The 26,496-nt window shown below is 62.6% G+C and carries 25 protein-coding genes, 2 pseudogenes and 1 other annotated feature; all 27 genes and pseudogenes read right to left on the reverse strand.

Translation table 11 applies throughout. The annotated features are described in order from the left end of the window. Nucleotides 1-128 precede the first annotated feature (128 nt). Nucleotides 129-344, reverse strand: a pseudogene (locus ACMKFF_RS01080) (hypothetical protein); the annotation flags it as partial. Between the two features lie 163 nt (nt 345-507). Continuing rightward, nucleotides 508-1,209 (reverse strand): annotated as a pseudogene (locus ACMKFF_RS01085) (D-alanyl-D-alanine carboxypeptidase family protein); the annotation flags it as partial. A gap of 39 nt (nt 1,210-1,248) precedes the next feature. After that, complete coding sequence (gene ytfJ / locus ACMKFF_RS01090; RefSeq protein ID WP_349135462.1) at nt 1,249-1,653, reverse strand: GerW family sporulation protein; 405 nt, start codon at nt 1,651-1,653, stop codon at nt 1,249-1,251. Then, the gene (gene scpB, locus ACMKFF_RS01095; protein ID WP_418464866.1) at nt 1,650-2,210 is read right to left on the reverse strand and encodes an SMC-Scp complex subunit ScpB; all 561 of its coding nucleotides are present in this window, start codon (nt 2,208-2,210) and stop codon (nt 1,650-1,652) included. The genes ytfJ and scpB overlap by 4 nt, the downstream gene beginning before the upstream one ends. Continuing rightward, on the reverse strand, nt 2,179-2,991 hold the full coding sequence (locus ACMKFF_RS01100; RefSeq protein WP_418464867.1) for a segregation and condensation protein A: 813 nt from the start codon (nt 2,989-2,991) through the stop codon (nt 2,179-2,181). The genes scpB and ACMKFF_RS01100 overlap by 32 nt, the downstream gene beginning before the upstream one ends. Nucleotides 2,992-3,055: 64 nt before the next feature. Beyond that, nucleotides 3,056-3,643, reverse strand: a complete 588-nt coding sequence (yihA, locus tag ACMKFF_RS01105) for a ribosome biogenesis GTP-binding protein YihA/YsxC (protein WP_419495778.1) — start codon at nt 3,641-3,643, stop codon at nt 3,056-3,058. Beyond that, complete coding sequence (gene lon, locus ACMKFF_RS01110; RefSeq protein ID WP_419495779.1) at nt 3,640-6,060, reverse strand: endopeptidase La; 2,421 nt, start codon at nt 6,058-6,060, stop codon at nt 3,640-3,642. Before lon ends, yihA begins: the two co-directional genes overlap by 4 nt. Nucleotides 6,061-6,151: 91 nt before the next feature. Beyond that, complete coding sequence (gene clpX, locus ACMKFF_RS01115) at nt 6,152-7,408, reverse strand: ATP-dependent Clp protease ATP-binding subunit ClpX (protein WP_417323893.1); 1,257 nt, start codon at nt 7,406-7,408, stop codon at nt 6,152-6,154. A 19-nt stretch (nt 7,409-7,427) separates the two neighbouring features. Beyond that, nucleotides 7,428-8,009: an ATP-dependent Clp endopeptidase proteolytic subunit ClpP gene (gene clpP, locus ACMKFF_RS01120; protein ID WP_349135490.1), complete on the reverse strand. Its 582-nt coding sequence runs from the start codon at nt 8,007-8,009 to the stop codon at nt 7,428-7,430. A 104-nt stretch (nt 8,010-8,113) separates the two neighbouring features. After that, complete coding sequence (gene tig / locus ACMKFF_RS01125; RefSeq protein WP_419495780.1) at nt 8,114-9,436, reverse strand: trigger factor; 1,323 nt, start codon at nt 9,434-9,436, stop codon at nt 8,114-8,116. Nucleotides 9,437-9,580: 144 nt separating this feature from the next. Further along, nucleotides 9,581-10,273, reverse strand: coding sequence for a metallophosphoesterase (locus ACMKFF_RS01130; protein WP_349135469.1), 693 nt, complete (start codon nt 10,271-10,273; stop codon nt 9,581-9,583). A 14-nt stretch (nt 10,274-10,287) separates the two neighbouring features. After that, nucleotides 10,288-11,199, reverse strand: a complete 912-nt coding sequence (locus tag ACMKFF_RS01135) for a dipeptidase (RefSeq protein WP_419495781.1) — start codon at nt 11,197-11,199, stop codon at nt 10,288-10,290. Further along, a complete protein-coding gene (locus tag ACMKFF_RS01140; protein WP_417323896.1) occupies nt 11,196-11,561 on the reverse strand; it encodes a YraN family protein in 366 nt (121 codons plus the stop codon). The genes ACMKFF_RS01135 and ACMKFF_RS01140 overlap by 4 nt, the downstream gene beginning before the upstream one ends. Then, the gene (locus ACMKFF_RS01145) at nt 11,551-12,156 is read right to left on the reverse strand and encodes a ribonuclease HII (RefSeq protein WP_349135472.1); all 606 of its coding nucleotides are present in this window, start codon (nt 12,154-12,156) and stop codon (nt 11,551-11,553) included. Before ACMKFF_RS01145 ends, ACMKFF_RS01140 begins: the two co-directional genes overlap by 11 nt. Before the next feature lie 104 nt (nt 12,157-12,260). Then, nucleotides 12,261-12,488, reverse strand: a complete 228-nt coding sequence (locus ACMKFF_RS01150; protein WP_349135473.1) for a hypothetical protein — start codon at nt 12,486-12,488, stop codon at nt 12,261-12,263. After that, nucleotides 12,473-13,360 (reverse strand): ribosome biogenesis GTPase YlqF, encoded by an 888-nt coding sequence (ylqF, locus tag ACMKFF_RS01155; protein WP_419495782.1) that lies wholly within the window; start codon nt 13,358-13,360, stop codon nt 12,473-12,475. The genes ACMKFF_RS01150 and ylqF overlap by 16 nt, the downstream gene beginning before the upstream one ends. After that, complete coding sequence (lepB, locus tag ACMKFF_RS01160) at nt 13,353-14,000, reverse strand: signal peptidase I (protein WP_419495783.1); 648 nt, start codon at nt 13,998-14,000, stop codon at nt 13,353-13,355. Before lepB ends, ylqF begins: the two co-directional genes overlap by 8 nt. A gap of 139 nt (nt 14,001-14,139) precedes the next feature. After that, entirely contained in the window at nt 14,140-16,776 is a 2,637-nt protein-coding gene (locus tag ACMKFF_RS01165) for a valine--tRNA ligase (protein ID WP_419495784.1), read from the reverse strand. Nucleotides 16,777-16,823: 47 nt separating this feature from the next. After that, nucleotides 16,824-17,033 (reverse strand) — a binding site (T-box leader). Between the two features lie 36 nt (nt 17,034-17,069). Next, nucleotides 17,070-18,779: a phospho-sugar mutase gene (locus ACMKFF_RS01170; protein ID WP_419495785.1), complete on the reverse strand. Its 1,710-nt coding sequence runs from the start codon at nt 18,777-18,779 to the stop codon at nt 17,070-17,072. Nucleotides 18,780-18,846: 67 nt separating this feature from the next. Beyond that, nucleotides 18,847-19,398, reverse strand: a complete 552-nt coding sequence (locus tag ACMKFF_RS01175; RefSeq protein ID WP_419495786.1) for a hypothetical protein — start codon at nt 19,396-19,398, stop codon at nt 18,847-18,849. A 47-nt stretch (nt 19,399-19,445) separates the two neighbouring features. Continuing rightward, the gene (locus ACMKFF_RS01180; protein WP_419495787.1) at nt 19,446-19,952 is read right to left on the reverse strand and encodes a hypothetical protein; all 507 of its coding nucleotides are present in this window, start codon (nt 19,950-19,952) and stop codon (nt 19,446-19,448) included. Between the two features lie 9 nt (nt 19,953-19,961). Next, nucleotides 19,962-20,462, reverse strand: coding sequence for a hypothetical protein (locus ACMKFF_RS01185; protein ID WP_349135480.1), 501 nt, complete (start codon nt 20,460-20,462; stop codon nt 19,962-19,964). 11 nt (nt 20,463-20,473) lie between these two features. Continuing rightward, complete coding sequence (rsmD, locus tag ACMKFF_RS01190) at nt 20,474-21,034, reverse strand: 16S rRNA (guanine(966)-N(2))-methyltransferase RsmD (RefSeq protein ID WP_367927628.1); 561 nt, start codon at nt 21,032-21,034, stop codon at nt 20,474-20,476. Continuing rightward, complete coding sequence (gene uvrC / locus ACMKFF_RS01195) at nt 21,031-22,860, reverse strand: excinuclease ABC subunit UvrC (protein WP_367927629.1); 1,830 nt, start codon at nt 22,858-22,860, stop codon at nt 21,031-21,033. Before uvrC ends, rsmD begins: the two co-directional genes overlap by 4 nt. Nucleotides 22,861-22,940: 80 nt before the next feature. After that, nucleotides 22,941-23,201: an HPr family phosphocarrier protein gene (locus tag ACMKFF_RS01200; RefSeq protein WP_349135483.1), complete on the reverse strand. Its 261-nt coding sequence runs from the start codon at nt 23,199-23,201 to the stop codon at nt 22,941-22,943. A gap of 111 nt (nt 23,202-23,312) precedes the next feature. Then, the gene (locus tag ACMKFF_RS01205) at nt 23,313-25,688 is read right to left on the reverse strand and encodes an endonuclease MutS2 (RefSeq protein ID WP_419495788.1); all 2,376 of its coding nucleotides are present in this window, start codon (nt 25,686-25,688) and stop codon (nt 23,313-23,315) included. A gap of 24 nt (nt 25,689-25,712) precedes the next feature. Then, nucleotides 25,713-26,456, reverse strand: a complete 744-nt coding sequence (gene recO, locus ACMKFF_RS01210; RefSeq protein WP_418467801.1) for a DNA repair protein RecO — start codon at nt 26,454-26,456, stop codon at nt 25,713-25,715. Nucleotides 26,457-26,496 lie beyond the last annotated feature (40 nt).

Raw genomic sequence — 26,496 nt, forward strand, 5'->3', positions numbered from 1 at the left:
ACGTGCTCCGGCGGAGGCGGGATGGGAACGCCATCGACCGCAATGGTCCGGCAGTCCGGCTCCGCCGTTGCGCCAAGCGCACACGGCACCCCGTCCACCGTGACCCGGCCCTGCCGGATCAGCTCCTCCGCCGCGCGCCGCGAGGCAACGCCGCGCGCAGAAAGGATCTTCTGAATTCGTTCCCTCATCGGTACACTCTCCCCAGAGCAGCGGGATGCGCGCGATGCAGCGCGTCCCGAGAAATACGCCGCCCTCTCCGGCGGGTTCGCCGGGCGTTCCGGCAGAAAAGGCCACACGCGGCCAGAGCGGCCGTACGGTAACGGTTTCCCCGTCGCGCTGCGCATAAGTGACGGACTCCCCTGCCATAAGCTCAGCGCTTCCGCCGGACAGCAGCGGCACGGACGCGACGCACGCCCCGGCCTTCACCGCTTCACGCTCGGAAAAGGCGGCAAACGCCTCGTCATACAGGCAGGCATGATCCTGCCAGTCGTCCGGCGCGCACAGCGTGACGGCAATGAGCCGCCGTCCGTTCCGTTCCACGGCGCTGACGAGCGTCCGCCCGGCTGCGCGGGTGAAGCCTGTCTTCACGCCGATCGCGCCGTCCAGAGACCACAAAAGGCGGTTGTGGTTTGTAAAGCTGCGCCCCTCGATCGTGATCTGCCGCGTGGCGACGACCTCGGCAAAGGCCGGGACCTGCAGCGCGGCGCGCGTCAGGCGCGCAAGGTCGAGCGCCGTGGAATAGTGCTCCGGCGCGTCCAGACCGTTCGGGTTCGTAAAATGGGTGTCCTGCAGGCCAAGCTCCCGCGCCCGTCCGTTCATGGCCTCCACAAAGGCGCCGACCGAGCCGCTGTGCGCCAGAGCCAGCGCGACGGCGGCATCGTTGCCGGAGTGCAGCAGCAGGCCGTAGAGCAGAGCGCGGACCGTGAGCTGCTCCCCCGCCTTGAGATAGAGCGAAGAGCCTTCGATCCCGACTGCCTCCTGCGGCACGGTGACAACGGCATCCGGATCGCAGTCTTCTGCGATGAGCAGACCCGTCATGATCTTTGTCGTGCTGGCGATGAGCGCGTGCTCTGAAGCATTGCGTGCAAAGCAGACCTCTCCGGTGTCCGCGTCCAGCACGGCGGCGCGGCAGGCCGACAGGGCCGACGCGCACGGAGACAAAAGGGCGGCAGCGATCAGAAGCGCCGCCGCCCGAAGCATTCGTTTCATTCTTCCTCACCGGGCCTAGTATGCCCGGTGAGGCGCGGTTCATGCGAGGTCGACGTCGACCTTTTTCTCCGCGCGGTACTGCGAGATCATCTCGTTGATGCGGTCGACCAGCTCCGGGATCTGCTCGATGAGGCGGTCAGCCGTCGAGGTCGCAGGCTCAGTGATCGGGAGCATACGCACCCGCTCGCCCTGCAGCACCAGAAAGGCAACCGGGACGATCTTCACGCCGCAGCCCGCACCGCCGCCGAACGGGAGTGCAGAGGCGGCTGCCTTCGGCTTGAGGTCGCTGCCGCCGGAAGCCATGGCAAAGCTGATCTTGGAGATCGGGATGAGCGTCGTGCCGTCGCCCGTGGAAATGGGCGTACCGACAACGGTGTTGGCATCGACCATCTCGCGCACCTTCGCCATAGAGGCGCCGAGAAGCTCCGAAACATTCTGACTCATGATTCTGTTTCCTCCTCCTGCTGCGGCAGTTCCTGTTTGCCGAACTGCATTTTTTCGATCTCCGGCAGCTCGTCCAGCGATTCCAGACCGAACGTGCGCAGGAAATCCGGTGTCGTGCGATACAGAATGGGCCGTCCGGGCACATTCAGCCTGCCGCACTCCTCAATGAGGTGCTTATTGAGCAGCGCGCCGACGGAATAGGCGCTGTCGACGCCGCGGATCTGCTCGATGTAGGCCCGCGTTGCGGGCTGATAATAGGCAATGACCGTCAGGGTCTCCAGCTGCGCGGACGAAAGCCGGGGCGGCTTGCGTGTTTCCAGTGCTCGGGTCACATAGGAGGACATCTCGCCCGAGGAGCACATCTGATAGGCGTGCTCGAGGCGCAGGATACGGATGCCGCGCCGCTCGTAGGACAGGCGGTCCATCAGCGAACGCACGGCCTGCTCGGCCTCGTCCGGGTCGCATTCAGCGGCCATGGCAATGCGTTCGAGCTCGACCGGCTCGCCCGCCGCAAACAGGATGGCCTCAGCTACCCGTTCCAGCTCCGTCTGTTCCATGTTCTACCCTTTCCTCCGGCATTTTGCAAAAGCGGATGTTCAGATCGTCGTCGCCGTCCTCCAGCCTGACGGAATGCACGCGGCAAAGCTCCAGTACGGCGAGGAACGTCGCAACGATCTCACTGCGCGAGCGGCTGCCGCGGAACAGCGCGCAGAATTTCTCCACGCCGCGCATCAGCAGCTGCTTGAGCACCTGCGCGGCCTTTTTTGTCACGGGATACGGCTCTAAGCCGACGATTCCCTGAAAATTTGAGAGCTTCGGCGGCAGACGCCGCTCGCTGCGCTCTGCCATGGCCGCCATGGCGCGCAGAAGATCCTGCGGCTCGTGGCGGTAGCGATAGGTCGCGTCCGGACGGAGCGGCTGCGGCGCATGTGGAAAAAAACCGTTGCCGATGTCGCTGCGCGGCTCAAGGAAGGCCACAGCCGTGCGGATCTGCTCATAGGCCTCCGCGCGCTGCTTTTCCTCGAGGGAGCGAATGAGGAGCTCCATCTCGCTCATGGCCTCCTCGCGCTCGGCGGCGGAGAGCAGCATCTTTGTTTTGATGAGCATGAGATGGGACGCCATGGCGATGAATTCGCTGGCGATCTCCATATCCAGCCGCTTCATCTCGTCGAGATAGGCCAGATACTGCTCCAGAATGGACGTGATGCTGACGTCCTGAATTTCGATCTTGTTTTTGCTCAGCAGAAGCAGGATGACGCTCAGCGGACCGTCAAAATCTGCGGGCAGCTCATCGCGCGTGTGCATGACGCCCGCAAGATGATAGGTTGGTTCTTCCATGCGCCTCCGGCTCCTTTCACTTTAGAGTATACCATTATTTTAGGAAAATGGCAACCCACAATCCTTAGCCGACCGCGTCAAATATGGCGCGCACAAGGGCCTCGCGGCCGGTCCCCTTCTCTGCGGAGAACGGCAGCAGCGGTGTCTGCTCGCCCAAACGCAGCGTTTCGCGGATGCAGGCAAGGTTCGGCTTGATCTCGCGTGCCTTCAGCTTATCGAGCTTGTTGGCAACGACGAGGAACGGCCGCCCGGTGCTGCGGAACAGGTCCGCCATGACGCAGTCGAGCTTCGTCGGTGCGTGGCGGGCATCGACGATCATCACGCCAAGGGCGATGGGCTCCGGCTCGGTAAAATAGGCCTCCATGAGCTTGCCCCAGCGTTCCTTTTCCGATTCAGCGACCTGCGCATAGCCATATCCCGGCAGATCGACGAAGTGCGCCTTGCCGTCCACGCGGAAATAGTTGATGTGGACGGTCTTGCCCGGCTTCTGACCGACGCGCGCAAAATTTTTGCGCTGCAGCACGCAGTTCAGCACGGAGGATTTTCCGACGTTTGATTTTCCGGCAAAGGCGATCTGCGGCAGGCCGTCGTGCAGGAACGCACCGGCCTGCGCCGCAGATTTTACAAATTCCACTCGCTGTAAATTCATCATTGGCGGATCCCCTGATTCGGCTGGGCCGTGTCATGCTGCGCGACCGGGAGGACGCGCTCCGTGGTCTTGCGCACCGCAGGCTCCTCCTGCACGGGGCGGACGAGCGCGGCGTCCAGCACGGCGTCGGCATGGTCGACGAGCAGGAAGTTGAGCGCGCGGCGCACCGTCTGATCGATCTCCTGCAGATCCTTTTCGTTCTCGTGCGGAATAATGACGGTCTTCACGCCGTGGCGCAGCGCTGCCATGGTCTTCTCCTTCAGGCCGCCGATGGGAAGCACGCGGCCGCGGATGGAGATCTCGCCCGTCATGGCGATATCACGGCGGACCGGCGTCCCGCTGAGCGCGGAGGCCAACGCCGTGCATACGGCGATACCGGCAGACGGGCCGTCCTTCGGCACGGCACCCTCCGGGAAGTGGACATGGATATCGCGCGTCTTGTAGAAGTCGGACGGGATGTGCAGCTGCTCAGCACGCGTGCGCAGATAGCTCACGGCCGCCTGCACGGACTCCTTCATCACATCGCCGAGGTTTCCGGTCAGGATGAGCTTGCCGCTGCCGTCCATGACATTGCACTCGACCTCGAGAGTCTCACCGCCGACGGAAGTCCAGGCAAGGCCGGTCACAAGACCGATCGGATCGGTCTCCGGCAGCTTATCCGGCAGGATGCGGCGCGGGCCGAGGAAGCTCTCCAGATTCGTGCCCGTCACGGTCACGCGGCGCGGGGCCTCGTCTGAAAGGAGCTGCACGGCGCATTTGCGGCAGAGCTCCCCGAGCTTGCGCTCGAGATTGCGCACGCCGGATTCGCGCGTGTAGCAGCGGATGATCTCGCGCAGGGCATCGTCCGTCACGCGGACCTGCGATTTCTTCAGGCCGTTTTTCGCGAGCTGGCGCGGCAGCAGATGGTCGCGCGCGATGCTGCGCTTCTCCTCGTCCGTATAGGAGCCGAGCTCGATGACCTCCATACGGTCGAGGAGCGGACGCGGGATGGTGTCGGCCGTGTTGGCCGTCGTGATGAACATGCACTCGCTCAGGTCGAACGGAATTTCGAGGAAATTATCCCGGAACGTTGCGTTCTGCTCCGCATCGAGCACCTCGAGCAGGGCGGATGACGGATCGCCGCGATAATCGCTGCCGAGCTTGTCGATCTCATCGAGCAGCAGGAGCGGATTGTGCGTTCCTGCCTGCTGCATGGCAGTCAGGATGCGGCCGGGCATCGCGCCGATATAGGTCTTGCGATGGCCGCGGATCTCGGCCTCGTCGTGCACGCCGCCGAGCGAGATGCGGGCAAGCTTCCGGTTCAGAGCGCGGGCCACGCTCATGGCGATGGACGTCTTGCCGACGCCCGGAGGGCCGATGAGGCAGATGATCTGCCCCGGCTGCTCCGGGGCAAGCTGGCGCACGGCCAGAATTTCCAGAATGCGCTCCTTCACCTTCTCAAGGCCGAAATGGTCCTCATCGAGGATGCGGCGGGCGACGCGGATGTCCGTGCGCTCGCGCGTGCGGGTATTCCACGGCAGTTCGAGAGCGACGTCGAGGTAATTGCGGATGACGCTGGCCTCGGCGGAGCCATACGGCTGCTTTTCCAGCCGCTGCAGCTCCTTGTGGAGCTTCTCGTCGGCCTCCTGCGGCAGGTGGAGCTTCTCGATCTTCTCGCGGTATTCATCGATCTCCGCGTCCTCGTCGTTTTCGCCGAGCTCGCCGCGGATGACTTTGAGCTGCTCACGCAGATAATAATCGCGCTGGCCCTTGTCAATGCTCTGCTGCGTCTTCTCCTGCAGCTGGGCCTCGAGGCGCAGGACCTCCAGCTCCCGCGCAAGCAGCCGGTTCGCCGTTTCCAGACGGCGCACCGGCGCAAGCTGGGACAGAACGCGCATTTTTTCCTTATAGTCATAGGATGCCGCCTGCGCCGTCATGTCGGCCGCAGAGCCGGGATCCTTTTCGGACAGCAAATGGAGCATGATGTCCTGCATCGGGCGCTGCGACAGCTCCGCATATTCGCCGAACAGCTCGATAGCCTGCCGAAGCAGGGCCTCCGTGCGCGGCGTAATGCTCGGCGTCTCCTCCTCGGGGATCGACTCGACGCGCGCCATCATGCACGGCGCCGTCTGCAGCATCTGCGTGGCACGGGCGCGGTATTCGCCCTGCACCAACACACGCACGGTGTCGCCGGGGATCTTCAGAACCTGCAGGACGTGGGCGACCGTGCCGATCTCATAGAGATCACCGAAGCCGGGATCATCCTGCTCGATCTCCTTCTGGGTCACCAGAAAAATGTGCTGGTCGGCGTTCATCGCCGCCTCCAGCGCGCGAACGGACTTCTCCCGCCCCACATCAAAGTGCATGGTTGCCTGCGGAAAAAGGACCAGCCCGCGCATGGCGAGCACCGGCATCCGTTCAGACAAAATCAGTTCGTTCATAGTTCTCCTTCCTCCCCGCCGGATGCGGGGACGGACCACAAAAGGGGCGCACAGACACCCAAGTGTCCGCAACGCCCCCTTCTGTGTCTTGTTATCCTGCGCTCGGACGCTTCCGGCGCGCAGCGCCGGCCTTGTGCCGGATCTCCGGCTCGCTTCCGTCCTCCACGCAGGCGCGTGTGATCAGGACCTCGGAAATCGTGGGATCCGAGGGAATGTCATACATGACCTTCGTCATCACGCTCTCCAGCACGGCGCGCAGACCGCGCGCACCGATCTTGCGGTCGATGGCCTTCTGCGCAATGGCGTCGAGCGCCGCATTTTCAAATTCCAGCGTCACGTTGTCCAGCTCGAGCAGCTTGCGGTACTGGCGGCACAGCGCGTTCTTCGGTTCGGTCAGGATGCGCACGAGCTCTTCCTTCTTCAGGCTGCCGAGGGTCGTGACGACCGGCAGACGGCCGACCAGCTCCGGGATGATGCCGAATTTCAGAAGATCGTGCGGCTGCACCTGCCGGAACAGCTCGCCGACGTCCTGCTCCTTCCGGCTCTTCAGCTCTGCGCCGAAGCCGAGGCTGCTGCGGTCCACGCGGCGCTCGATGATCTTGTCGAGGCCGTCAAAGGCGCCGCCGCAGATGAAGAGGATGTTCGTCGTGTCGATCTGGATGAACTCCTGCTGCGGGTGCTTGCGGCCGCCCTGCGGCGGCACGTTCGCCGTCGTGCCCTCGAGAATTTTCAGCAGTGCCTGCTGCACGCCCTCGCCGGACACGTCGCGCGTGATGGAGGTGTTCTCGCTCTTGCGGGCGATCTTATCCATCTCGTCGATATAGATGATGCCGCGCTCCGCCAGCTCGACGTCGAAGTCTGCCGCCTGCAGCAGGCGCAGGAGAATGTTCTCGACATCCTCGCCGACATAGCCCGCTTCGGTGAGCGTGGTCGCATCGGCGATGGCGAACGGAACGTTCAGGATTTTGGCGAGCGTCTGCGCAAAGAGCGTTTTGCCGCAGCCCGTCGGGCCGATGAGCAGGATATTGCTCTTCTGCAGCTCCACATCGGAGTCGCCGCCGTAGAAAATGCGCTTGTAATGGTTATACACCGCCACGGACAGGGCGATCTTCGCCTCATCCTGACCGATGATATAACCGTCCATATATTCCTTGATCTCTTTCGGCGTGGGCAGATGATCGGGAACGGCCAGCTCGGAGCTGCCGGTCTCATACATCTCCTCGTGCAGGATCGTGCTGCACAGCTCCACGCATTCGTTGCAGATATAGGCATTCGGCCCGGACATGATCCGCTTGACCTGTGCCTGCGTCTTGCCGCAGAAGGAGCATCGGATGAGTTTTTCTGCCAAATTTACTTCCTCCTCGGGTTTAGCGCTGATAGATCACCTTGTCCACGATGCCGTATTCCTTCGCCTGCTCGGCCGTGAGGAAATGGTCGCGCTCGCAGTCGCGGGCGACTTCTTCAACGGGTCTGCCGGTGTTCTTCGCCAGAATTTCATTCAGACGGCGCTTCACATCCGCGATGCGCTGGGCGTGGATCTCGATATCCGTGACCTGACCCTGCGCGCCGCCGGACGGCTGATGGATCATGATCTCCGCGTTCGGCAGGGCGAGGCGCTTGCCCTTCGTGCCGGACGACAGCAGGAACGCGCCCATGGACGCGGCCATGCCGATGCAGATCGTGGAAACATCGCACTTGATATACTGCATGGTGTCATAAATCGCAAGTCCGGCCGTTACCACGCCGCCCGGGCTGTTGATGTAGAACTGAATGTCCTTGTCGGGGTCCTGCGCCTCCAGATAGAGAAGCTGGGCGACGATCAGGCTGGCGGTCGTGTCGTTGACCTCCTCCGACAGGAAGATGATGCGGTCGTTCAGAAGGCGGGAGAAAATGTCATAGGAACGCTCTCCGCGGCTCGTCTGCTCGACGACATAGGGAACCAAACTCATAATCATGCTCCTTTCTGCGTGCATTCCCGCCGGGGTCACCGGCGGGAGTGCGGATCGCCTGCCGCAGCAGGAATCAGAAACATTCTAACCGCTCTGCAGGCGGATTATTCCTCGGAGGCAGGAGCCTCTTCGGCGGCCTCGGGGGCCTTGGGTGCAACGGCGACAGCGGAGTCGGCGATGAGACGGGCAGCCTTGCGCAGCTTGAGATCGCTCTTCAGGCCGTCGGCGTTCAGGGCCTTCTTGACGTCGTCCAGCTCCATCTTGTAGCTCTCGGCGAGCTTCTTGTATTCTTCCTCGCACTCTTCCTCGCTGACCTCGATGTTCTCAGCGGCAGCAACGGCGTCCAGCAGGACGTTCGTGCGGACAGCGGCCTGAGCGGACGGACGCAGGCTGTTTCGGATGGCGTTCATGTCGCCGCCCATCATCTGGGCATAGGCCTGCAGAGAGGCACCCTGAGAGCGGAGCTCATAGTCCATGCGCTCCATCTCCTGATCGAGCTCCTCGTCGATCATGCTGTCGGGGATCTCGACGGTCATGTTGGCGGCAGCCTTCTCGACGGCGGCGTTCTCGAACGCGCGGTCGATCCCGGCCTGCTTTTCGTCGCGGATGCGCTTCTCGATGTCGGCGCGCAGCTCGGCGACGGTGTCGAACTCGGAGACGTCCTTGACAAACTCGTCGTCCTTCTCGGGAACGACGGTCTCCTTGACCTCATGGACCTTGACCTTGAAGACGACGGGCTTACCGGCAAGCTCCTCGGCGTGATAGTCAGCCGGGAACGTGACGTCGATGTCCTTCTCCTCACCGGCGCTCATGCCGGCGACCTGCTCCTCAAAGCCGGGGATGAAGGTGTGGGAACCGAGCTTCAGCTCGTAATTCTCGCCCTTGCCGCCCGCAAAGGCCTTGCCGTTCTCAAAGCCCTCGAAGTCGATCACGGCGGTGTCCCCCTCCTGTGCCGGGCGGTCGACCGTGGTGATGCGGGCAACGTTCTGGGCCATGCGGTCCAGCTCGGCCTCGACCTCGGACTCCTTGACCTCGACCTCGGCCTTCTCGATCTCGAGATTCTTATATTCGCCAAGCTCAGCAACGGGATACAGATCCGTCACGATCGTCAGCGTGACGGCGCCGTCGTCGGCGATGTCCATCTTGGAAACGCTCGGGCGGCCGACGGGACGGATGTCCTGCGTCAGGACGGCATCCTTGTAGATATCCGGGAACATATCCTCGACAGCGTCCTCAAAGAAGACATGCTTGCCATAGGCAGCCTCGATGACCATACGCGGAGCATGACCCTTGCGGAAGCCGGGGATCATGATATCCTTGCGGTACTTCAGATAGGCGCGGTTCAGGGCAGGCTCCAGCTCCTCACGGGTCAGTTCCACCGTAACGGATGCGCGGGTCGCTTCTTTCTCTACGCTTTTGACATTCATTTCTAACATCCTCCTATGTGCTGCGCCGGTCGGCGCGCATTGATACCTTGATGAATCCGCACTATTTTATCAGACTATTCACAAAAAAACAAGTCGATTTTGTGAATTTTCGGTTTTTCCGCAGGAAAATTACAGGGAAAATATTCAGCGAAGCCGGATCGGGGCAAAATTCGTATAATCCGCAGCGCAGAGCCGGTAGGTCACGCCGTGGTGCACGCCCTCGATGGCAAGGCGGTGGCTGCTGCCGTGCAGGTGGCCGTAGCAGCATTCCTTCACGCCGTAGCGCTCGAGGAGCGCCAGAATTTCCGGGCATTCGTAGCCGCGGTAGCGCGGCGGATAGTGCAGAAAGCACAGCTTTTCGGGCGTATCTCCCGCCGCGCGGAGCGAGGCCTCCAGACGCAGCAGCTCCCGCTTGAAAATTTTATCGTTATGACTGCCGTCCGGCGCGTCCTCTTCAAAGAACCAGCCGCGCGTGCCGGTCAGGGCGATGCCGTTATAGAAATAGCAGTTGTTATTCAGCAGATACAGGTCCGGAAAGCCGTTTTCCTCGCAGAAGCGGTAGAATTTCGCGGCCGTCGTCCACCAGTAGTCGTGATTTCCCTTGACGATGATCTTCCGCCCCGGAATGGCGGCGATCATGGCAAAATCCTCGCGCGCGCCGTTCAGGTCCAGCGCCCAGGACAGGTCCCCGAGCAGGACGGTCGTGTCCTCCGGCCCGATGACGGACAGGCCTTCGCGGAGCTTGTCCACATAGCCGACCCACGCGCCGCCGAAGACGTCCATCGGCTTGTCGCTGCCGAGGGAAAGATGCAGGTCTCCAATCGCGTAAAGGGCCATCCCTCACGCTCCTTTCATTGCAGCAGTTGCAGAAGGTTCCGGAAAAAGATCCGGTCGAGCAGGTCCGCGGGATAGCCCGCAGCCTGTAAATACGCATAAAACGAAGCCCACGAGGAGACGTCCGTAAAGCCGCGCGCCAGCTCGTCGCAGCCGTCGAGGTCGCCGCCGAGGGCCACATGGTCCTCGCCGCAGAGCGTGAGCATGTGCTCGAGATGGGCGCGCAGCGTGTCGAAATCCGCTCTCCCGCCGAGGAACGGCGGATAGAGGTTCAGGCCGACCGTGCCGCCGGTCTGCGCCAGCGATCGGAGCTGATCGTCCGTCAGGTTCCGCGTGCAGTCGCACAGAACGCGGCAATTGGAATGACTGGCCAAAATGGGAGCCTGCGTGCAGTCCATGAGCTGCCAGAACGCAGCTTCGGACAGATGACTCACATCGATCCGCAGGCCGAGCCGCTGCGCCTCCCGGACAAAGTCGCGCCCACGCGGCGTCAGGCCAAGCGCGGAGCCGTGCCAGCCCGCAAGCGCGTTGTCGGCATTCCACGTCAGCGTGAGCATGCAGAAGCCCTGCTCCCGCAGCCATTCGAGTCTGCCCGGGTCGCAGCCGATGACCTCGCAGCCCTCCACGGACAGCAGCGCGGCGATCCTCCCCTGCTCCGTCAGGCGCAGGGCCTCCACACCGTTTGCGGCAAAGCCGATGCGGCTGCGGTTCTTCTCCACCTCGCGGCACAGGAGGGCCAGCGGCTCCGTCAGCAGGCGCTCCGTCCCGCCGCCAGGCCGGCCGGCGTTGCTGCAGAAGGCAAAGACCTGCGCATAGGCCTCCAGTCCGGCCGCCTTCTGCAGGTCGATATGGCAGGAGTTTCGCGCCAGCCCCTCGCCGCGCTTCAACAGCTCATAGGCGGTGTCGCAGTGTCCGTCAAACAGCTTCATGAAAATGCATCCTCCAGATGCCGGATCTCCGGCCGCTTTGTCTCCGTGCCAAAAGGCGCGTAGACCTCGATGACGTCGAAGCGCGGCTGCTTCGTCTGCTCCGGGTGCTCACATAAGTACAGTTCTGCCGTGCGGCGGATGCGTTCCTGCTTGTGCCGGTCGACAAATTCCAGCGCTTCGGCAAATGCGGCGCTTTTGCGCAGCTTGACCTCGACAAAGACGAGATAGTCGCGGTTTTCCGCGATCAGGTCGATCTCGCCGAGGCGGCAGCGGTAATTCGCCGCCACGATGGTATAGTGCCTGCGGCGCAGATAGGCCGCCGCAGTCTCCTCGCCCCAGCGGCCCGTCAGATCATTCCGCATGGAGATTCTTCAGGAACGTGCGGCGATGGATGGGGCATGGGCCGAATTCGCGCAGCGCCGCATAGTGCGCGCGCGTACCGTAGCCCTTGTGCGTGGCAAAGCCGTACTGCGGATATTTCTCGTCCATTTCCAGCATGAAGCGGTCCCGCGTCACCTTGGCCAGAATGGACGCAGCCGCGATATTGGCGCTCAGGCTGTCGCCCTTGACGATCGTCTGCACGGGAAGACCGAAGTCCGTCTCGCGGTTGCCGTCGATCAGGGCGATATCCGGCCGCACCCGGAGCTGGTCCATGGCGCGGCGCATCGCGAGGAACGTCGCCTGCAGTATGTTGATCTCGTCGATCTCCTGCTCGGAGGCAAACGCGATGCCGTAGGCGAGCGCCTGCTCCGTGATAATGTCATACAGCGCCTCGCGGCGCTTGGCCGTCAGCTTTTTCGAGTCGTTCAGGCCGGGAATGTCCAGCCCGCGCGGCAGGATGACTGCCGCAGCGCACACCGGTCCGGCCAGCGGGCCGCGCCCGGCCTCGTCTACGCCGCAGACCGTCTCATAGCCCGCCTCCCAGCAGCGGTTTTCGTAATTCCAAAGTTCCGTCATGCCAATTCCTCATTTATCTTAGGCAATACCGCACAATTCAGCAAGTGCATTCGGCGAAAAATGTCCGGCGAAGGCCGAAGAGAATTATGCGGTCTTGCTCTTTCTTAATCATCCGGTGTGAAGCTCAGGCGCTGATGCAGGCCGTCCGCCACCACGTCGAATATGATGCTGCCGTCTTCGTTGTCCGTGCGGTCCATCGTGACGTCCTTACCGCGGCAGTATGTCCGCGCGACGGCCTCCGGGTCCGAGGTCTCTACCTCACTGACGAACACGTCGCGCATCTGGTTGTTGCTGCAGAGATTGAAGATCTCGCGGATCAGTTCGTAGCGCATGCCTCTGTCCTTTCCGGAGGGTCCTCCAGCGTAAAGCGGCCGATCTTACAGCTGCGGTATTCCTCCAGCAGCACACGCGCCATGCGCTCCGTGTCGATCTCGCCGCGCGCCAGCAGGAAGCCGCGGCGGCGGCCCGCCTCGGTCAGCAGATCATAGCCGAAGGCGTCCTCCGGCGGGTCGAGCTTATAGCGGGCGCGCATGGCCTCGGGGTAACGCGCCCAGAGCATGGCCGCCAGATGGCAGGCCAGCGTCTCCACATCCAGTACGTCGTCCTTGACCGCGCCGGTATAGGCCAGCCTGCGGCCGACCTCCTCATCGTCGAATTTCGGCCAGAGGATGCCCGGCGTGTCGAGCAGCAGAAGGCCGCTGTCCACCGTGACCCACTGCTTGCCGCGCGTGACGCCGGGGCGGTTCTCCGCCTTTGCGCCCTTGCGCCCGGCGATCTGATTGATGAAGGTCGATTTTCCCACGTTCGGGATGCCGACGATCATCAGCTTCAGTGCGCGGCCGGTCTGTCCCTTGTCCGCATAGCGCTGCAGCTTCTCCGCCAGCATGGAGCGGACGGCGGGCACGAAGCGGTCGATGCCGCGGCGGCTCTTGCAGTCCGTGCGCACAACGGTCATGCCCTGCGCCTGCCAGTAATTCTGCCAGACGTCCGTAGCGGCCGGATCGGCCAGATCGATGCGGTTGAGGATCATCATGCGGGGCTTCTGCCCGCAGATGGCGTCAATGTCCGGGTTCCGGCTGGAAAACGGGATGCGTGCGTCCACGATCTCGCAGACGGCGTCCACGAGCTTGAGGTCAGCCTCCATATTCCGCCGGGTCTTGGTCATGTGGCCCGGATACCACTGGATATTCATGCGGTCATCCATTGTCCAGCGCTCCGATCCGTCCAAAGTCGCGCGAAGCGCTCTCGCCGCAGCCTGGGAACAGAATGCACAGCACCTTGCCGATGACCTGTGATTCCTCGATCTGCCCAATGGAGGCATAGCGGCTGTCAGCAGAGCGGTTGCGGTTATCGCCCATCACGACGAGGCAGCCCTCGTCCACGGTCAGGGGGAAGCTCGTGCGGTCATAGTAGGGCTGTACCATCGGTTCCAAGATATAGGGCTCGTCCAGCGGCTCGCCGTCGACGTAGACCGTGCCATAGCCGTTTCCGTCATAGAGGATATCCACGGTCTGACCCTCCGTGGCGATGACGCGCTTGACGATCGGCTCGCCGTTTTCAAAGCTCTCCTTGCGCGCGACGATGACGTCGCCCTGCTCGAGGTCGCCCATAAACAGATTGCTCAGCAGTGCCACATAGTCGCCGTCCTGCAGCGTCGGCATCATGGACGGGCCGTCCACGCCGACGAGACGGACGAAGAACACAAACACGATCGTGATCGCGGCCAGAATATAGACAAGGTCATGCAAAAGCGAGTAGCAGTCATAGAGCGGATTTTTCGGTTCCTTCTTCGGAGTCTGCTCCTGCAGGTCCTCCATCGGCTGCTCCGCGTCGAAATTCTCCATCAAAGTCATCCTTCCTGTCTGGCGGCAGGCCGCCATTCATTCAGAATAAATTATACACCAACTCGTTCCAGAAATAAAGCCCAAAAAACGGAGCTGCCGCAAATCCATGCAGCAGCCCCGAAATGGCGGTCGATAAAAATCAGAGATCCTTCAGCCGTGCTTCGCTCTCCTCGAGCTGACGCAGCAGGGCGGCGTACTTTTCGGCCTTCTCCTGCTCTGCGCGGACGACCTGCTCCGGTGCCTTTGCGGCAAAGCCCGGATTGCCAAGCTTAGCCTGCACACCGGCAAGGCCCTTCTGGACCTTCTCCTTCTCCTTGGCGATGCGGGCGAGCTCCTTGTCCACATCCACAAGCTCCTCCATCGGCAGGAACAGCTTGGCGTCGTGCGTCACGCAGGACACCATGGAGCCATGGCCCTCCGGCTCCTCAGCCAGGACGACAACGCGCTCGGCATAGGCCAGACGGGTGATGAACGGGATACCGGCAGAGAACAGATCCTGCTTCTCCGTGACGATATAAAGCGTCGTGCGGCGCGCAGGCGGTACATTCATCTCGGCGCGGCGGTTGCGCACGGCGCGGATGGCCTGCATGATGCTCTCCATGCCGTCCTCCTCCGCCTGGAAGCAGAGATCCTCGCGGTACTTCGGCCATGCGGCGACGATCAGTGCCTCGCCCTCGTGCGGGATGGCCTGCCAGATCTCCTCTGTGATGAACGGCATGAACGGGTGCATCAGGCGCAGGATCTGGTCGAGCACATACAGCAGCACCTGCTGGGCAGAGCGCTTCTGAGCCTCGTCCTCGCCATAGAGGCGGGCCTTTGTCAGCTCGATATACCAGTCGCAGTAGCTGTCCCAGATGAAGTCATAGATCTTCTGGACGGCGACGCCGAGCTCATACTTGTCGAGGTTCTCCGTGACGTCGGCAATGAGCGTATTGAGCTTCGAGAGGATCCACTTGTCGGACGTCTCGAGCTCGGACAGGGCGGGCAGCTCGTTTTTGTCGATGCTGAGGTTCATCATGACATAGCGGCTGGCGTTCCAGAGCTTATTGGCAAAGTTGCGCATGGCCTCGCAGCGCTCGATATAGAAGCGCATGTCGTTGCCGGGCGAATTGGACGTGAGCATGTTCATGCGCAGAGCGTCCGAGCCGTAGCGGTCGATCATCTCGAGCGGATCGATGCCGTTGCCGAGGGACTTGGACATCTTGCGGCCCTTGTCGTCGCGGACAAGGCCGTGAATCAGCACGGTGTGGAACGGCGGGCGGCCCGTTTGCTTGCAGGCCGAGAAGATCATGCGTGCGACCCAGAAGAAAATGATATCATAGCCCGTCACGAGCACATCCGTCGGATAGAAGTACCGGAAGTCCTCCGCATTCGTGTCCGGCCAGCCGAGGGTCTCGAACGGCCACAGCGCCGAGGAGAACCAGGTGTCAAGCACGTCCTCATCGCGGGTGATATGCTTGCTGCCACACTTTTCGCAGCAGGTCGCATCCTCGCGGGAAACGGTCATATGGCCGCAGTCGGCGCAGTACCACGCCGGGATCTGATGGCCCCACCACAGCTGACGGGAGATGCACCAGTCACGGACGTTCTCCATCCAGTTCGTATAAATTTTTGTGAAGCGCTCCGGAACAAACTTCGTCTCGCCGTCGTTCACAACGCGCAGCGCCTCTTCGGCCAGCGGCTTCATCTTTACGAACCACTGAGCGGAGATGATCGGCTCGACGTCGCGGTGGCAGCGGTAGCAGGTGCCGACATTGTGGTTATACGGCTCGACCTTCACGAGGTAGCCCTGCTCCTCGAGGTCGGCGACGATCTGCTTGCGCGCCTCATAGCGGTCGAGGCCCTGATATTTGCCGCCGTTCTCGTTGACGACACCCTTGTCGTCGAGGACGCGGATGACCTCGAGGTTGTGGCGCAGGCCGACCTCAAAGTCGTTCGGGTCGTGAGCCGGCGTCATCTTGACGCAGCCGGTGCCGAAGTCCATTTCGGCATAGTCGTCCGCCACGACGGGGATCTCCTTGCCGACGAGCGGCAGAATGACGTTCTTGCCGACGATGTCCTTGTAGCGCTCGTCGTTCGGGTTGACGCACACGCCGGAGTCGCCGAGCATGGTCTCGGGCCGGGTCGTCGCGATGATGACCTCGCCGGAGCCGTCTGCCAGCGGATAGCGCACATGCCACAGATGGCCGGGCTTGTCGACATATTCGACCTCGGCATCGGACAGAGCCGTGACGCAGTGCGGGCACCAGTTGATGATGCGGCTGCCCTTGTAGATGAGGCCCTGCTCATACAGGTTCACGAACACCTCACGGACAGCCTTCGAGCAGCCCTCGTCCATGGTGAAGCGGGCGCGGTCCCAGTCGCAGGACGCGCCGAGGCGCTTCTGCTGCTCGACGATACGGTCACCGTACTGATGCTTCCAGGCCCAGACGCGCTCGAGGAACTTCTCGCGGCCGAGGTCATAGCGGGTCTTGCCCTCCTTGCGCAGCTCCTCCTCCACGCGGATCTGCGTGGCAATACCGGCATGGTCCACGCCGGGGATCCAGAGGGCGGAATAGCCCTGCATGCGCTTGAAGCGGATGAGCACGTCCTGCATGGCAGCGTCCATGGCATGGCCCATATGGAGCTGGCCTGTGACATTGGGGGGCGGCATGACGATGGTAAAGGGCTTCTTGTCCGGGTCGCGCTCGGCATGGAAATAGCCGTTGTCTACCCAGAATTTGTAGAGCCGGTCCTCAACGTCGCGCGGCTCGTAGGTCTTTGGCAGTTCTTTCATAGTCTTCTCCTTTTTGACGATAAAAATCGCCCTGAGCTTCATAATATGCTCAGGGCGATGCAGATTACCGTGGTACCACCTGAATTCCCGCCATGGGCGGGCACTCTGGCTCTGTAACGGGAGCACCCGTGCGGCCTACTGCAGGTTCGGCACGCCCGCTCCGAAGCGACCTTCTCCCGACCTGCGCAGGGGCTTTCAGCAGCCGCCCCCTCTCTGCAGCGCGCGGATGGGATACTCCTCTTCTTCCATGCGTTTTCACTATGCGGTTATGATAGCCGAAAACCGGCCGGTTGTCAAGCGTTTTTGGGCAGATAGCCGCTCATTTCGGCGGCCATATCGTCCAGCAGCTTCATGGCTGCCGCGCGGTCGGCGTCGACGGCGGTCAGATAAATCTTGACCTTCGGCTCCGTGCCGGACGGACGCAGGATGACCGTACCCATCTCGCCGAGCTGAAGCACGAGCACATTGGACTTCGGCAGCGTGACCGCTTCCTCCGTGCCGTGGACGAGATCGCGCGTGACGCGCGCCTGATAGTCCGTGACGGACGTGACGGCGATGCCGCACACAGCCTTCGGCAGCTCGCGGCGCATCTGCGCCATAAAGCCAGCGGAAATTTCCATGGCGTCCGGACCCTGCAGCTCGCAGCTCAGCACGCGCGCCTCATGCCAGCCGAAGCGGCTGTAGAGCGCGTCCATGTGCTCGGCCAGATTCGTTCCCTCACGCTTGAGCGCGGCGGCGAGGTCGCACGTCAGCATGGAGGCGACGACGGCGTCCTTATCGCGGGCATACGTTCCCTTGAGGTAACCGCAGCTCTCCTCAAAGCCGAAGACGAAGCGGTTCTCCTCGTGCTTCTGCTCGAGGGTGAGGATCTCACCGCCGATGTACTTGAAGCCCGTGAGGACCCTGCGCATCTTCACGCCGTAGCTTGCGGCGATCTTGTCTGCCATCGGGGTCGAGACGATGCTGCGCACGGCGACAGGGTCTGCCGGGAGCGTGCCCGCCTTCTGCATCGTGCCGAGGATGTAGTCCAGCAGCAGGCAGCCCAGCTCGTTGCCGCTGAGCTTGCGGAAGCCGCCTTCCACCGGGACGGCCACGGCCACGCGGTCGCAGTCCGGGTCAGTGCCGAGGATGAGGTCCGGGTGCGTCTCGCGCGCGATCTTGTAGCTCTCGTTCAGCGCGGCGTCCGTCTCCGGGTTCGGATATTCGCAGGTCTTGAAATCGCCGTCCGGCTTTTCCTGCGCGGGAACGACGGCGACGTTCACGCCGATGCGGCCGAGCACGGTGCGGAACGGCTTGTTGCCCGTGCCGCACAGCGGCGTGTAGAGCAGATTCAGGTTATCGGACGGGACAGTGGCAAGGCGTTCGCCGAGAACGGTCTCATAGTAGCGCTCCCACAGCTCCGGCGCGATGAATTCCACGCCGCCTTCCGCAAGGAAGTCCTCAAAGCTCTTTTCCGCCGGGAGGAAATACGGGATTTTCTCGATCTCGGCAAACACGCGGGCCGCCGGCTCATCCGTCATCTGGCAGCCGTCCGGGCCGTAGCACTTGATGCCGTTATAGATGCCCGCGTTGTGGCTGGCGGAAACGACGATGCCGCAGCCGCAGCCGAGCTGGCGCACGGCAAATGAGAGCATCGGCGTCGGGGCCAGCTCGTGATAGACATAGACATGCACGCCGCGCTCCGCGAGGGCCACGGCGCACAGCTCCGCATAGCGGCGGGAGTTGTGGCGGGAGTCATAGCCGATGGCGCAGCGCTGCGGCAGTTCCGTCGAGGTCAGCCATGCGGCAAGGCCCTGCGCCGTGCGGCGAACGGTGAAGTCGTTCAGGCGATTCGTGCCGATGCCCATAATGCCGCGGATGCCCGCGGTGCCGAACTGCAGCTCTGCGCCGAAGCAGCCCTTGCGCTCCGTCTCGTCGTTCTGCATGGCGGCCAGCGCAGCGCGCCCGGCCTCATTCAGCGGCGCCTGCTCGCACCACTGCTGATAACGTTCCAGTTCCGTCATTTCTGCCTCCTGTAAGTTATGTAGTAACACGCCCCGCCCCAATGGGACGGGGCGCTGTGTCGTCCGGTTATTTCAAAAACGGTTCGATCAGGCGCTGCGTCTCCGCATCGCCCGCGCGCGTCTCCCGCAGCGATTGCAGAAGAGCCTGTGCCGCCTGCTCCGTCTCCGCCGGGGCGATGACGAGCACCGGCGTGCCGGTCTCTGCAAACGCGCCGTCCGCATCGCGGTGCAGCAGCACAATGAGCTGCTCCCCGGCCGCGTCGCACCAGAGCGTGTTGTCCTGCCAGAACATCCAATCCGAGTCGATGTCCGACGGCAGGATCAGGCTGTCCATGATGCGGCTGCCGTTTACGAATACGCCGCCCGGATCGTTTGCCTCAAAGGAATCCGCGTGATTCCGGAAAAGGTAGTGATACGAAATGCCGCTGATGAGGACGGTACAAGGCTCCGCGGAGCCATCCTCCTGCAGAGCGATCGCCTGCATCGTCCGGCTTTCCGTCTTTGCAATCGGCGTGTTCCAATACGAAATGATCACGGTCCCGAGAACCACGAGCGCGGCAAGCGCAATACAGGCTGCGGCAATGGCAGCTGCATGCTTTCTGTTTTCTGCGGTTTTCATATAGCACCTTCCCTTTCAGCATAAAACGGGTAATCGTTAACCACGGGTCACTTGAGATAAGGGGAGATCGCGTTTTTTGTCTCATCCGGGAGCGCTTCCTGCAGCGACTGTAAAAGCTCCTGTGCCGCCTGCTCTGACTCTGCCGGAGCGACGACGAGCGACTGCGTGCCGGGAAGCGGCAGGACGAGCGTGCTGCCGTCGGCTGCGATCCAGAACGGATCGGTATCCGCCTGCATTGTGAGCCACGGGTCAAAGGCGTCGTCCGGCAGGATAACGCCGGAGCAGACGCGCGTACCGTCGACATAGATGCCGCCGTCCGTCCCCGTCTCGAACGCGCCGACTCTGCCGCCGAGCAAATAGGAGCGAGACGTGCCCGCGATGCGCACGGTGCACGGCGTGGCCGAGCCGTCCGGTGCGAGGGTCATGCCCTGCATGGTCCACTCGTCGGCGCGCTCTGCCGCATGGTCGCGGTTGGATGCGAAGAAAATGCCGATGCCGCAGACCACAAGGAGCGCAGCCGCGACGGCGGTAATGAGAATACGGTTCCGGCTCATGGCGCCGGTTTACACGTCTTCGATGATCGCGGAGTTGTTCTTGGCCTGCGGATTGACGAGGGCGCGGAACTTCGAGCGGGAATTGCGGATCTCGCTCAGAGCCTCGGCGACGGCCTCCTCCGTGCGGCGCAGGGAATCGTCGACGTAGTCGTTCGTGACCTTCTTGAGCTCCTTGATCTTATCCTGCGCGGCGCGCACCATATCGTTGGCCTGATTCTTGGCCTCGAGGTAGATGGCCTCCTGCGAGACGAGCTGGCGGGCCTGTGCCTGCGCGGACTTCATGATATTCTCTGCCTCGCGCTTTGCGTTCGTAATGAGCTCGCTGCGGGAGTCCACGATGGTCTTTGCCTGCTTCAGCTCGCCGGGGAGCTGGTTGCTGATCTCATCGAGCAGGTCGAGGACCTTTTCGCGCTCAACAGCGCACTTATCGCTGCTGAACGGCACGGAGCGTGCGTCCTGCACCATTTCATACAGGGTGCCGATCAATTCTTCAATGCCGTGTTCGTTCATGATATTGCCTCCTAATCGTTGCCGCCGCCCGCCCCGGTCTTGCGGAGCAGGGTGATGGTCGTTTTTCCGTAATGATAGTCTTTTGAGCGGGTCAAGCCCGGAAATTCCTCCGCAAGCGGTTTGCCGAGGGGCCTTTCTGTGATAATTATACCACCATCCGACAAAATGTCAATTTCCGATAGGCGCTGAATCGCCGTTTCGAGGGATTTTTCTGCATAGGGCGGGTCGAGGAAGATCAGGCGGAATTTCCGCCTGCACCGCGCAAGATACTGTGTGAAATCCGCGCACACGACCTCTCCCCTGTCTTCAAAATGCGTACGGCGCAGATTCTCGCGCACAAGGGCCGCGGCGTCCTGCCGGTGGTCGACGAAAACGGCGCGTGAGGCCCCGCGGCTGAGCGCCTCGATGCCGAGCTGGCCGGTTCCGGCGAACAGGTCGAGTACGTCGCCCGCAATGTCGAACTGGATGATGTTGAACAGGGCTTCCTTCACGCGGTCCGTCGTTGGGCGCGTGAGCATGCCCTCCGGCGTTTTCAGCTTTGTGCCGCGCGCCGTTCCGGTGATAACTCTCATGGCTGTGTTTGCTCCTGTCCGTGAAAATGGTCATAGACCGCCTGCGCCTGCGGCGCGGGCAGCACCTCCTGCAGCTCCTCCCGGCTGGCGGCACGGATGGCCGCGAGCGAGCGGAAGCGGCGCAGGAGCTGATTGCGGCGCTTTTCCCCGATGCCGGGGATGGCATCGAGCTGCGAGCCGCGCACATGGCGGCTGCGCAGGGTGCGCTGATAGGTAATGGCGAAGCGGTGTGTCTCCTCCTGGATGCGCCCGATGAGGGCGAACACCGCCGGGCTGCTCTGGATGCTGATCTCCTGCCCGTCCGGCGTAACAAGGGCGCGCGTACGGTGGCGGTTGTCCTTGACCATGCCGAAGATCGGCAGGAACACGCCCATTTCCGACAAGGCGGCACGGACCGTCTCGGCGTGCACGGCACCGCCGTCGATGAGCAGGGCGTCCGGCCGCTCAGCAAAGCCGCTGTCGCCGTCGAGATAATGACGGAAGCGGCGGCAGAGCACCTGCCGCATGGAGGCGTAGTCGTCCTGATCCGTCAGGCCGCGCACCTGAAAGCGCTTGTAATCGCTCTTTTTCGGCTTGCCGTCCTCGAAGACCGTCATGGAGGCGACGATGTCCGTCCCCGCGATGTTCGAGATATCATAGGCCTCGAGGCGGCGCGGCGGTTCGCGCAGGCCGAGCATGCCCTGCAGCAGCACGAGCGTGCCGCTCAGGCGCTCTGCCTTTGAGGTAGCGCGCTCGGCCTCCTCGCGAGCGTTTTTCTCCGCCAGCTCCACGAGCCTGCGGCCGTAGCCGCGCTGCGGCGTGCGGATGAGCACATGCTTGCCGAGCTCCTGCAGCAGAAGCTCCTCGAACAGTGCGGCGTCGTCCATCTCCGCCGGGAGGAATATGCGGCGCGGCGCGGCCTTGCGCGTCAGATAGTACTGCTTGACAAGCGACGACAGCGCGTCGTCCGGCTCCTCCGGCACAGGCAGGACCTCATAGTCCTTATCCATGAGGTTGCCCTTGATAAAGTGCAGCACCGCGAAGCAGGCTTTCGCCTCCGTCTGGTACCAGCCGATGACGTCGGTGTCCGCCATCGTGCCTGCCGTGACGAGCTGCTTCTGCCCGAGCAGCTCAATGGCGCGCAGACGGTCGCGGTATTCCGCCGCGCGCTCAAAGCGCAGCTCCTCGGCCGCGGCCTCCATCTTCTCCTGCAGCTCCTGACACAGGCTCTGGTGCTTGCCCTCGAGCAGAAGGACGGCCTGCTCCAGCCGCGCGTGATAGTCCGCCTGCTGCATGCAGGGCCTGCACCAGCCGTCACAGCGCTCCATCTGATAGTTCAGGCAGGGCCGCTCCCTGCCGATATCGCGCGGGAATTTTTTGGAGCAGCCCGGCAGGCGGAACGTCGTACGCAGGGCGTCGATGACCTGCTGCGTGCGCCCGCGGCTTCCGTAGGGGCCGAAATAGCGCGCGCCGTCGTCCGTGACGCGCGTGGCCAGCGTGATGACGGGATAGGCCTCACGCAGGTCGACGCGCAGGTAGGGGTAGCCCTTATCGTCCTTGAGCAGGATGTTGTATTTCGGCATATAGTGCTTGATGAGCGAGCATTCGAGCACGAGCGCCTCAAACTCCGTCGCGGCGGCGATCGTCTCGAAATGATCGACATTCGACACCATTTTGCGCGTTTTTGCATTATGCGCCGCCGTATCCTGAAAATACTGGCTGACGCGGTTTTTCAGTTTTTTTGCCTTGCCGACGTAGATCACGGTCCCGGCGGCGTTTTTCATCAGATAAACGCCCGGCTCATAGGGCAGCGACAGCGCGGCCTGCTTCAATTCCTCACGGGTCATGCTTGCTCCATTCTGACGAGAAAGCTGCCCCAAACGCCGCCGATTCCGTGCGTTTGGGGCAGCCGTTCATGTTGAGCGGATCAGAAAATATCCTTGACGAGCATCTGCGCCAGCGTCTTGACGGCCGCTTCCTCGTCCGGGCCTTCGGCGATCAGCGTGACCTCCGTGCCCGTGGTGATGGCCATGGAGAGTACGCCCAGCAGGCTCTTGGCATTGATCTTCCGGTCGTCGACCTCGATCCAGATGCTGGAACGGAATTCATTGGCCTTCTGAATGAAAAACGTAGCCTGTCTGTTGTGCAGACCAGACTCACACTTGACCACCGATTTTTCTGTATACATCCTGTGTCACTCCTTCAAATTTGAGGCTGCGCGAGGTGATATGCTTCTCTTAGAATATAACAAAACAGGGGCATTTGTCAACTGTTTTCTCAAGTTTGCCGGGATTTCCCGTCAGGCCAGCTCGGCGATGGTCACACCGTCCTCGCCCTCGCCGTAGACGCCGAGGCGGTAGCGCTTCACGCAGCGATTGCGCTTCAGCTCGTCCTGCACGGCCTTGCGCAGGACGCCCGTGCCCTTGCCGTGGATGATACGCACGGAGGCGAGATTGGCCATCATGGCGTTATCGAGGAAGATATCCAGCGTAGCAACGGCCTCGTCAGCCGACATGCCGCGCAGGTCCAGCTCCGTTGAGGCGCCCGCGCTGCGGAAGACGCGCTGGCTTCGCTCGATGATCTTCTTGGCCTGCTGCTTCGTCTCCTCGATGAGATATACCTCGTCCGGCTGCGCCGTGACCTTCATGATCCCGGCCTGCAGCAGATAAGAGCCGTCCTTGTTAATGGCCAGCACGCTCGCTCGGGTGCCGAAGCGGACAAGCTCGACCGTGTCGCCGACGCGGATGGCACGCGCGGCCTGCGGGCGGGACTTCGGCGCGTCGTCATGCCCGGCAAGGCGGTCCTCTGCCTCGTTGAGCCTGCGGCGCAGCTCGGTCTGCTTCGCGTTCGAGCCCTGCACGTCCGCGTTTTCCCGCAGCTGCTTGCGCAGCTGCTTCAGCTCGTCTGCGACCTCGTTCGAGGTGCGGCGGGCATCGTCGATGATGCTCTGCGCCTCGGCGCGGGCCGCACGCACGGCTTTTTCGCGCTCGCGCTTGATCTCGGCGTAATAGGCCTCGGACTTCTCCTTCATCTGCTCCGTTTCCTGGCGCAGGCGCTCGGCCTCGAGCTTTGCGGCCTCCATCTGCTGGCGCTGCTGCTCGAGCTGGTTCAGGACGTCCTCAAAGTTGCGGTCGTTTTCGTTCACAAGGCCCTTTGCCTTGTCGATGATCGGCTCCGGCAGGCCGAGGCGGCGGGAAATGGCAAAGGCGTTCGATTTGCCGGGGATGCCGATGAGCAGGCGGTAGGTCGGCCGCAGCGTCTCCACGTCGAACTCGCACGAGGCGTTCATGACGCCCTCCGTGCGCATGGCATAGAGCTTCAGCTCGGCATAGTGCGTCGTGGCGGCCACGCGGCTGCCGCACTGGCGGCAGAACTCGATGAGCGCATTGGCGAGCGCCGCACCCTCGGCCGGGTCCGTGCCCGCGCCCAGCTCATCGAACAGCACGAGCGTGTCGCGGTCACAGCCGGCAACGATGTCGACGATATTCTTCATGTGGGCGGAGAAGGTGGACAGCGACTGCTCGATGGACTGCTCGTCGCCGATGTCCGCCAGAACCTGCCGGAAGACGGAAATGGCGCTGCCGTGGTCGGCCGGGATATGCAGGCCGCACTCCGCCATCAGCGTCAGAAGGCCGATGGTCTTGAGCGTAACGGTCTTGCCGCCGGTGTTCGGGCCGGTGATGATGAGCGTGTCGAAATCCGAGCCGAGCCGCAGCGAGACGGGAACGACCTTCTTGCGGTCGATGAGCGGATGGCGCGCCCGCACGAGTTCCAGACTGGCGTTCGTGCGGATCTCCGGCTCCATGCCGTCCATCTTGTGCGACAGGCGCGCGCGGGCAAAGATGCAGTCGAGCTGCACGAGCATCTCATAGCTGTGGCAGATGCCCTCGCGGAACGAGGCCGCCTCGGCCGACAGTGCGGCCAGAATGCGTTCGATCTCCTTCTTCTCGCGGATCAGCAGCTCGCGCAGGGCGTTGTTCGCATTCACGGCGGACATCGGCTCGATGAAGAACGTGCTGCCCGTCGAGGACACATCGTGGACCAGACCGGGAATTTCACTCTTGTATTCGCTCTTGACCGGCACAACATAGCGGTCGCCGCGCAGCGTGATGATCGGGTCACGCAGATACTTGGAAAAGCTCGGCGAGGAGATGATCTTCTGCAGCGAATCCTTGACCTTTGCGCTCTGGATGCGCATATGGCGGCGGATATCCGCCAGCTCGCTGCTGGCCGCGTCGGCGATCTCCTCCTCGGAGAGAATGGAATTCGTGATCTTCTCCTCAAGATAGCGATTCGGCGAAAGCTCCTGAAAATAGACGTCCAGCACAGTCGGCTCGCCGTCCTCGCTGTAATAGGCCTTGACATTGCGGATGCAGCGCAGCACACCCGCAATGCGCAGCAGCTCCACCGGCGTCAGGCAGCCGCCGCGGTCAGCGCGCTCGAGGCTGGCTGCCACGGGCTTGAGCTCATGGAAGCCCGGCGCGCCCTTGCGGACGATCATGCCGCAGGCCGCCGTCGTCTGCTGCTGGAGCAGGCGGATCTCCTCTGCATCGTCCAGCGGCAGCAGGGCGCGGCAGCGGTCCTTACCGTCCTCGGAGTTCGCGCAGTCTGCAAGCTGAGCCAGCACGTTGTCCAGCTCGAGCTTGCGCAGGGATTTTTCGTATAGTTCTGTCATGGTACGGGTACCTCAGATATGGATTCAAAGAAATAGAGATTTATAGAAATCCAGCGTGGAAAAGCCGCGCTCCAGCCGCGTGCAGAGATAGCTCTCCGTGATCTGCCCCAGCTCGGAGAGCGACGGTTCCGCAAGTCGGAACGAAAACACGCGCGAAGATGGCGCGGAGTCCAGATAGCGCAGGGCGGCGCGCGTCCCGGCACTCATGGGAAGACGGATGTCGTTCTCTTCCTCCGTGCGGCAGGCAGCGCACTGCAGCACGCCCTGTGAGATATTGAAGCGATCCGGCTCCGGCGCTCCGCACACGGCGCAGCCGCGCAGGTCCGGCTCATAGCCGCTCAGGCACATGGCGCGCAGCTCAAAGACCGCCTTGACGAGCTTCTGCGGCAGGCCGAGCCTGCCGAGCGCATAGAGGGCGTTGAGCAGCAGTGATACGAACGGCGGATTCTCCTCGCCCTCCGGGCTGAGCACGTCCGCGGCCTGCGCAAAATAGGACGCCAGCGACAAAAGCTCCAGATCGTTCCGCAGCTCCGGAAACATCTCCTTTGCCGTGGCCTCCGTAACGACATAGCGCCCGCCGCGCTCGAGCAGCGTGAACTCGGAATAGGCCAGCAGTTGGCAGGCCGCCTTGCTGCGGCTGCGGCTGCTGCGGACGCCGCGCGCCCGCACAGTCAGCTTGCCGTATTCGCGCGTCAGCACGGTCAGCAGCTTATCGCTGTCCTGATAGGCGACCTCGCGCAGGACGATGCCGTCTGTTTTGATGTACATGCTCCGACCTCCTGCCGGGCTTTGCGGGACGGCTCACCGC

The sequence above is a fragment of the Faecousia sp. genome (assembly GCF_048519415.1).
Classification (GTDB): domain Bacteria; phylum Bacillota; class Clostridia; order Oscillospirales; family Oscillospiraceae; genus JAZOXB01.

Excerpts from the sequence above, each read along its gene's own strand:
- ytfJ (WP_349135462.1), bottom strand. The coding sequence starts at position 1,653 with ATGAGTCAGAATGTTTCGGAGCTTCTCGGCGCCTCTATGGCGAAGGTG.
- scpB (WP_418464866.1), bottom strand. The coding sequence starts at position 2,210 with ATGGAACAGACGGAGCTGGAACGGGTAGCTGAGGCCATCCTGTTTGCG.
- ACMKFF_RS01100 (WP_418464867.1), bottom strand. The coding sequence starts at position 2,991 with ATGGAAGAACCAACCTATCATCTTGCGGGCGTCATGCACACGCGCGAT.
- yihA (WP_419495778.1), bottom strand. The coding sequence starts at position 3,643 with ATGATGAATTTACAGCGAGTGGAATTTGTAAAATCTGCGGCGCAGGCC.
- lon (WP_419495779.1), bottom strand. The coding sequence starts at position 6,060 with ATGAACGAACTGATTTTGTCTGAACGGATGCCGGTGCTCGCCATGCGC.
- clpP (WP_349135490.1), bottom strand. The coding sequence starts at position 8,009 with ATGAGTTTGGTTCCCTATGTCGTCGAGCAGACGAGCCGCGGAGAGCGT.
- tig (WP_419495780.1), bottom strand. The coding sequence starts at position 9,436 with ATGAATGTCAAAAGCGTAGAGAAAGAAGCGACCCGCGCATCCGTTACG.
- ACMKFF_RS01130 (WP_349135469.1), bottom strand. The coding sequence starts at position 10,273 with ATGGCCCTTTACGCGATTGGAGACCTGCATCTTTCCCTCGGCAGCGAC.
- ACMKFF_RS01135 (WP_419495781.1), bottom strand. The coding sequence starts at position 11,199 with ATGAAGCTGTTTGACGGACACTGCGACACCGCCTATGAGCTGTTGAAG.
- ACMKFF_RS01140 (WP_417323896.1), bottom strand. The coding sequence starts at position 11,561 with ATGCGGAATGATCTGACGGGCCGCTGGGGCGAGGAGACTGCGGCGGCC.
- ACMKFF_RS01145 (WP_349135472.1), bottom strand. The coding sequence starts at position 12,156 with ATGACGGAACTTTGGAATTACGAAAACCGCTGCTGGGAGGCGGGCTAT.
- ACMKFF_RS01150 (WP_349135473.1), bottom strand. The coding sequence starts at position 12,488 with ATGCGCTACGAACTGATCCGCGAGATCTTCAATCTCTGCAGCAACAAC.
- ylqF (WP_419495782.1), bottom strand. The coding sequence starts at position 13,360 with ATGGATGACCGCATGAATATCCAGTGGTATCCGGGCCACATGACCAAG.
- lepB (WP_419495783.1), bottom strand. The coding sequence starts at position 14,000 with ATGGAGAATTTCGACGCGGAGCAGCCGATGGAGGACCTGCAGGAGCAG.
- ACMKFF_RS01165 (WP_419495784.1), bottom strand. The coding sequence starts at position 16,776 with ATGAAAGAACTGCCAAAGACCTACGAGCCGCGCGACGTTGAGGACCGG.
- ACMKFF_RS01170 (WP_419495785.1), bottom strand. The coding sequence starts at position 18,779 with ATGACGGAACTGGAACGTTATCAGCAGTGGTGCGAGCAGGCGCCGCTG.
- ACMKFF_RS01175 (WP_419495786.1), bottom strand. The coding sequence starts at position 19,398 with ATGAAAACCGCAGAAAACAGAAAGCATGCAGCTGCCATTGCCGCAGCC.
- ACMKFF_RS01180 (WP_419495787.1), bottom strand. The coding sequence starts at position 19,952 with ATGAGCCGGAACCGTATTCTCATTACCGCCGTCGCGGCTGCGCTCCTT.
- ACMKFF_RS01185 (WP_349135480.1), bottom strand. The coding sequence starts at position 20,462 with ATGAACGAACACGGCATTGAAGAATTGATCGGCACCCTGTATGAAATG.
- rsmD (WP_367927628.1), bottom strand. The coding sequence starts at position 21,034 with ATGAGAGTTATCACCGGAACGGCGCGCGGCACAAAGCTGAAAACGCCG.
- uvrC (WP_367927629.1), bottom strand. The coding sequence starts at position 22,860 with ATGACCCGTGAGGAATTGAAGCAGGCCGCGCTGTCGCTGCCCTATGAG.
- ACMKFF_RS01200 (WP_349135483.1), bottom strand. The coding sequence starts at position 23,201 with ATGTATACAGAAAAATCGGTGGTCAAGTGTGAGTCTGGTCTGCACAAC.
- ACMKFF_RS01205 (WP_419495788.1), bottom strand. The coding sequence starts at position 25,688 with ATGACAGAACTATACGAAAAATCCCTGCGCAAGCTCGAGCTGGACAAC.
- recO (WP_418467801.1), bottom strand. The coding sequence starts at position 26,456 with ATGTACATCAAAACAGACGGCATCGTCCTGCGCGAGGTCGCCTATCAG.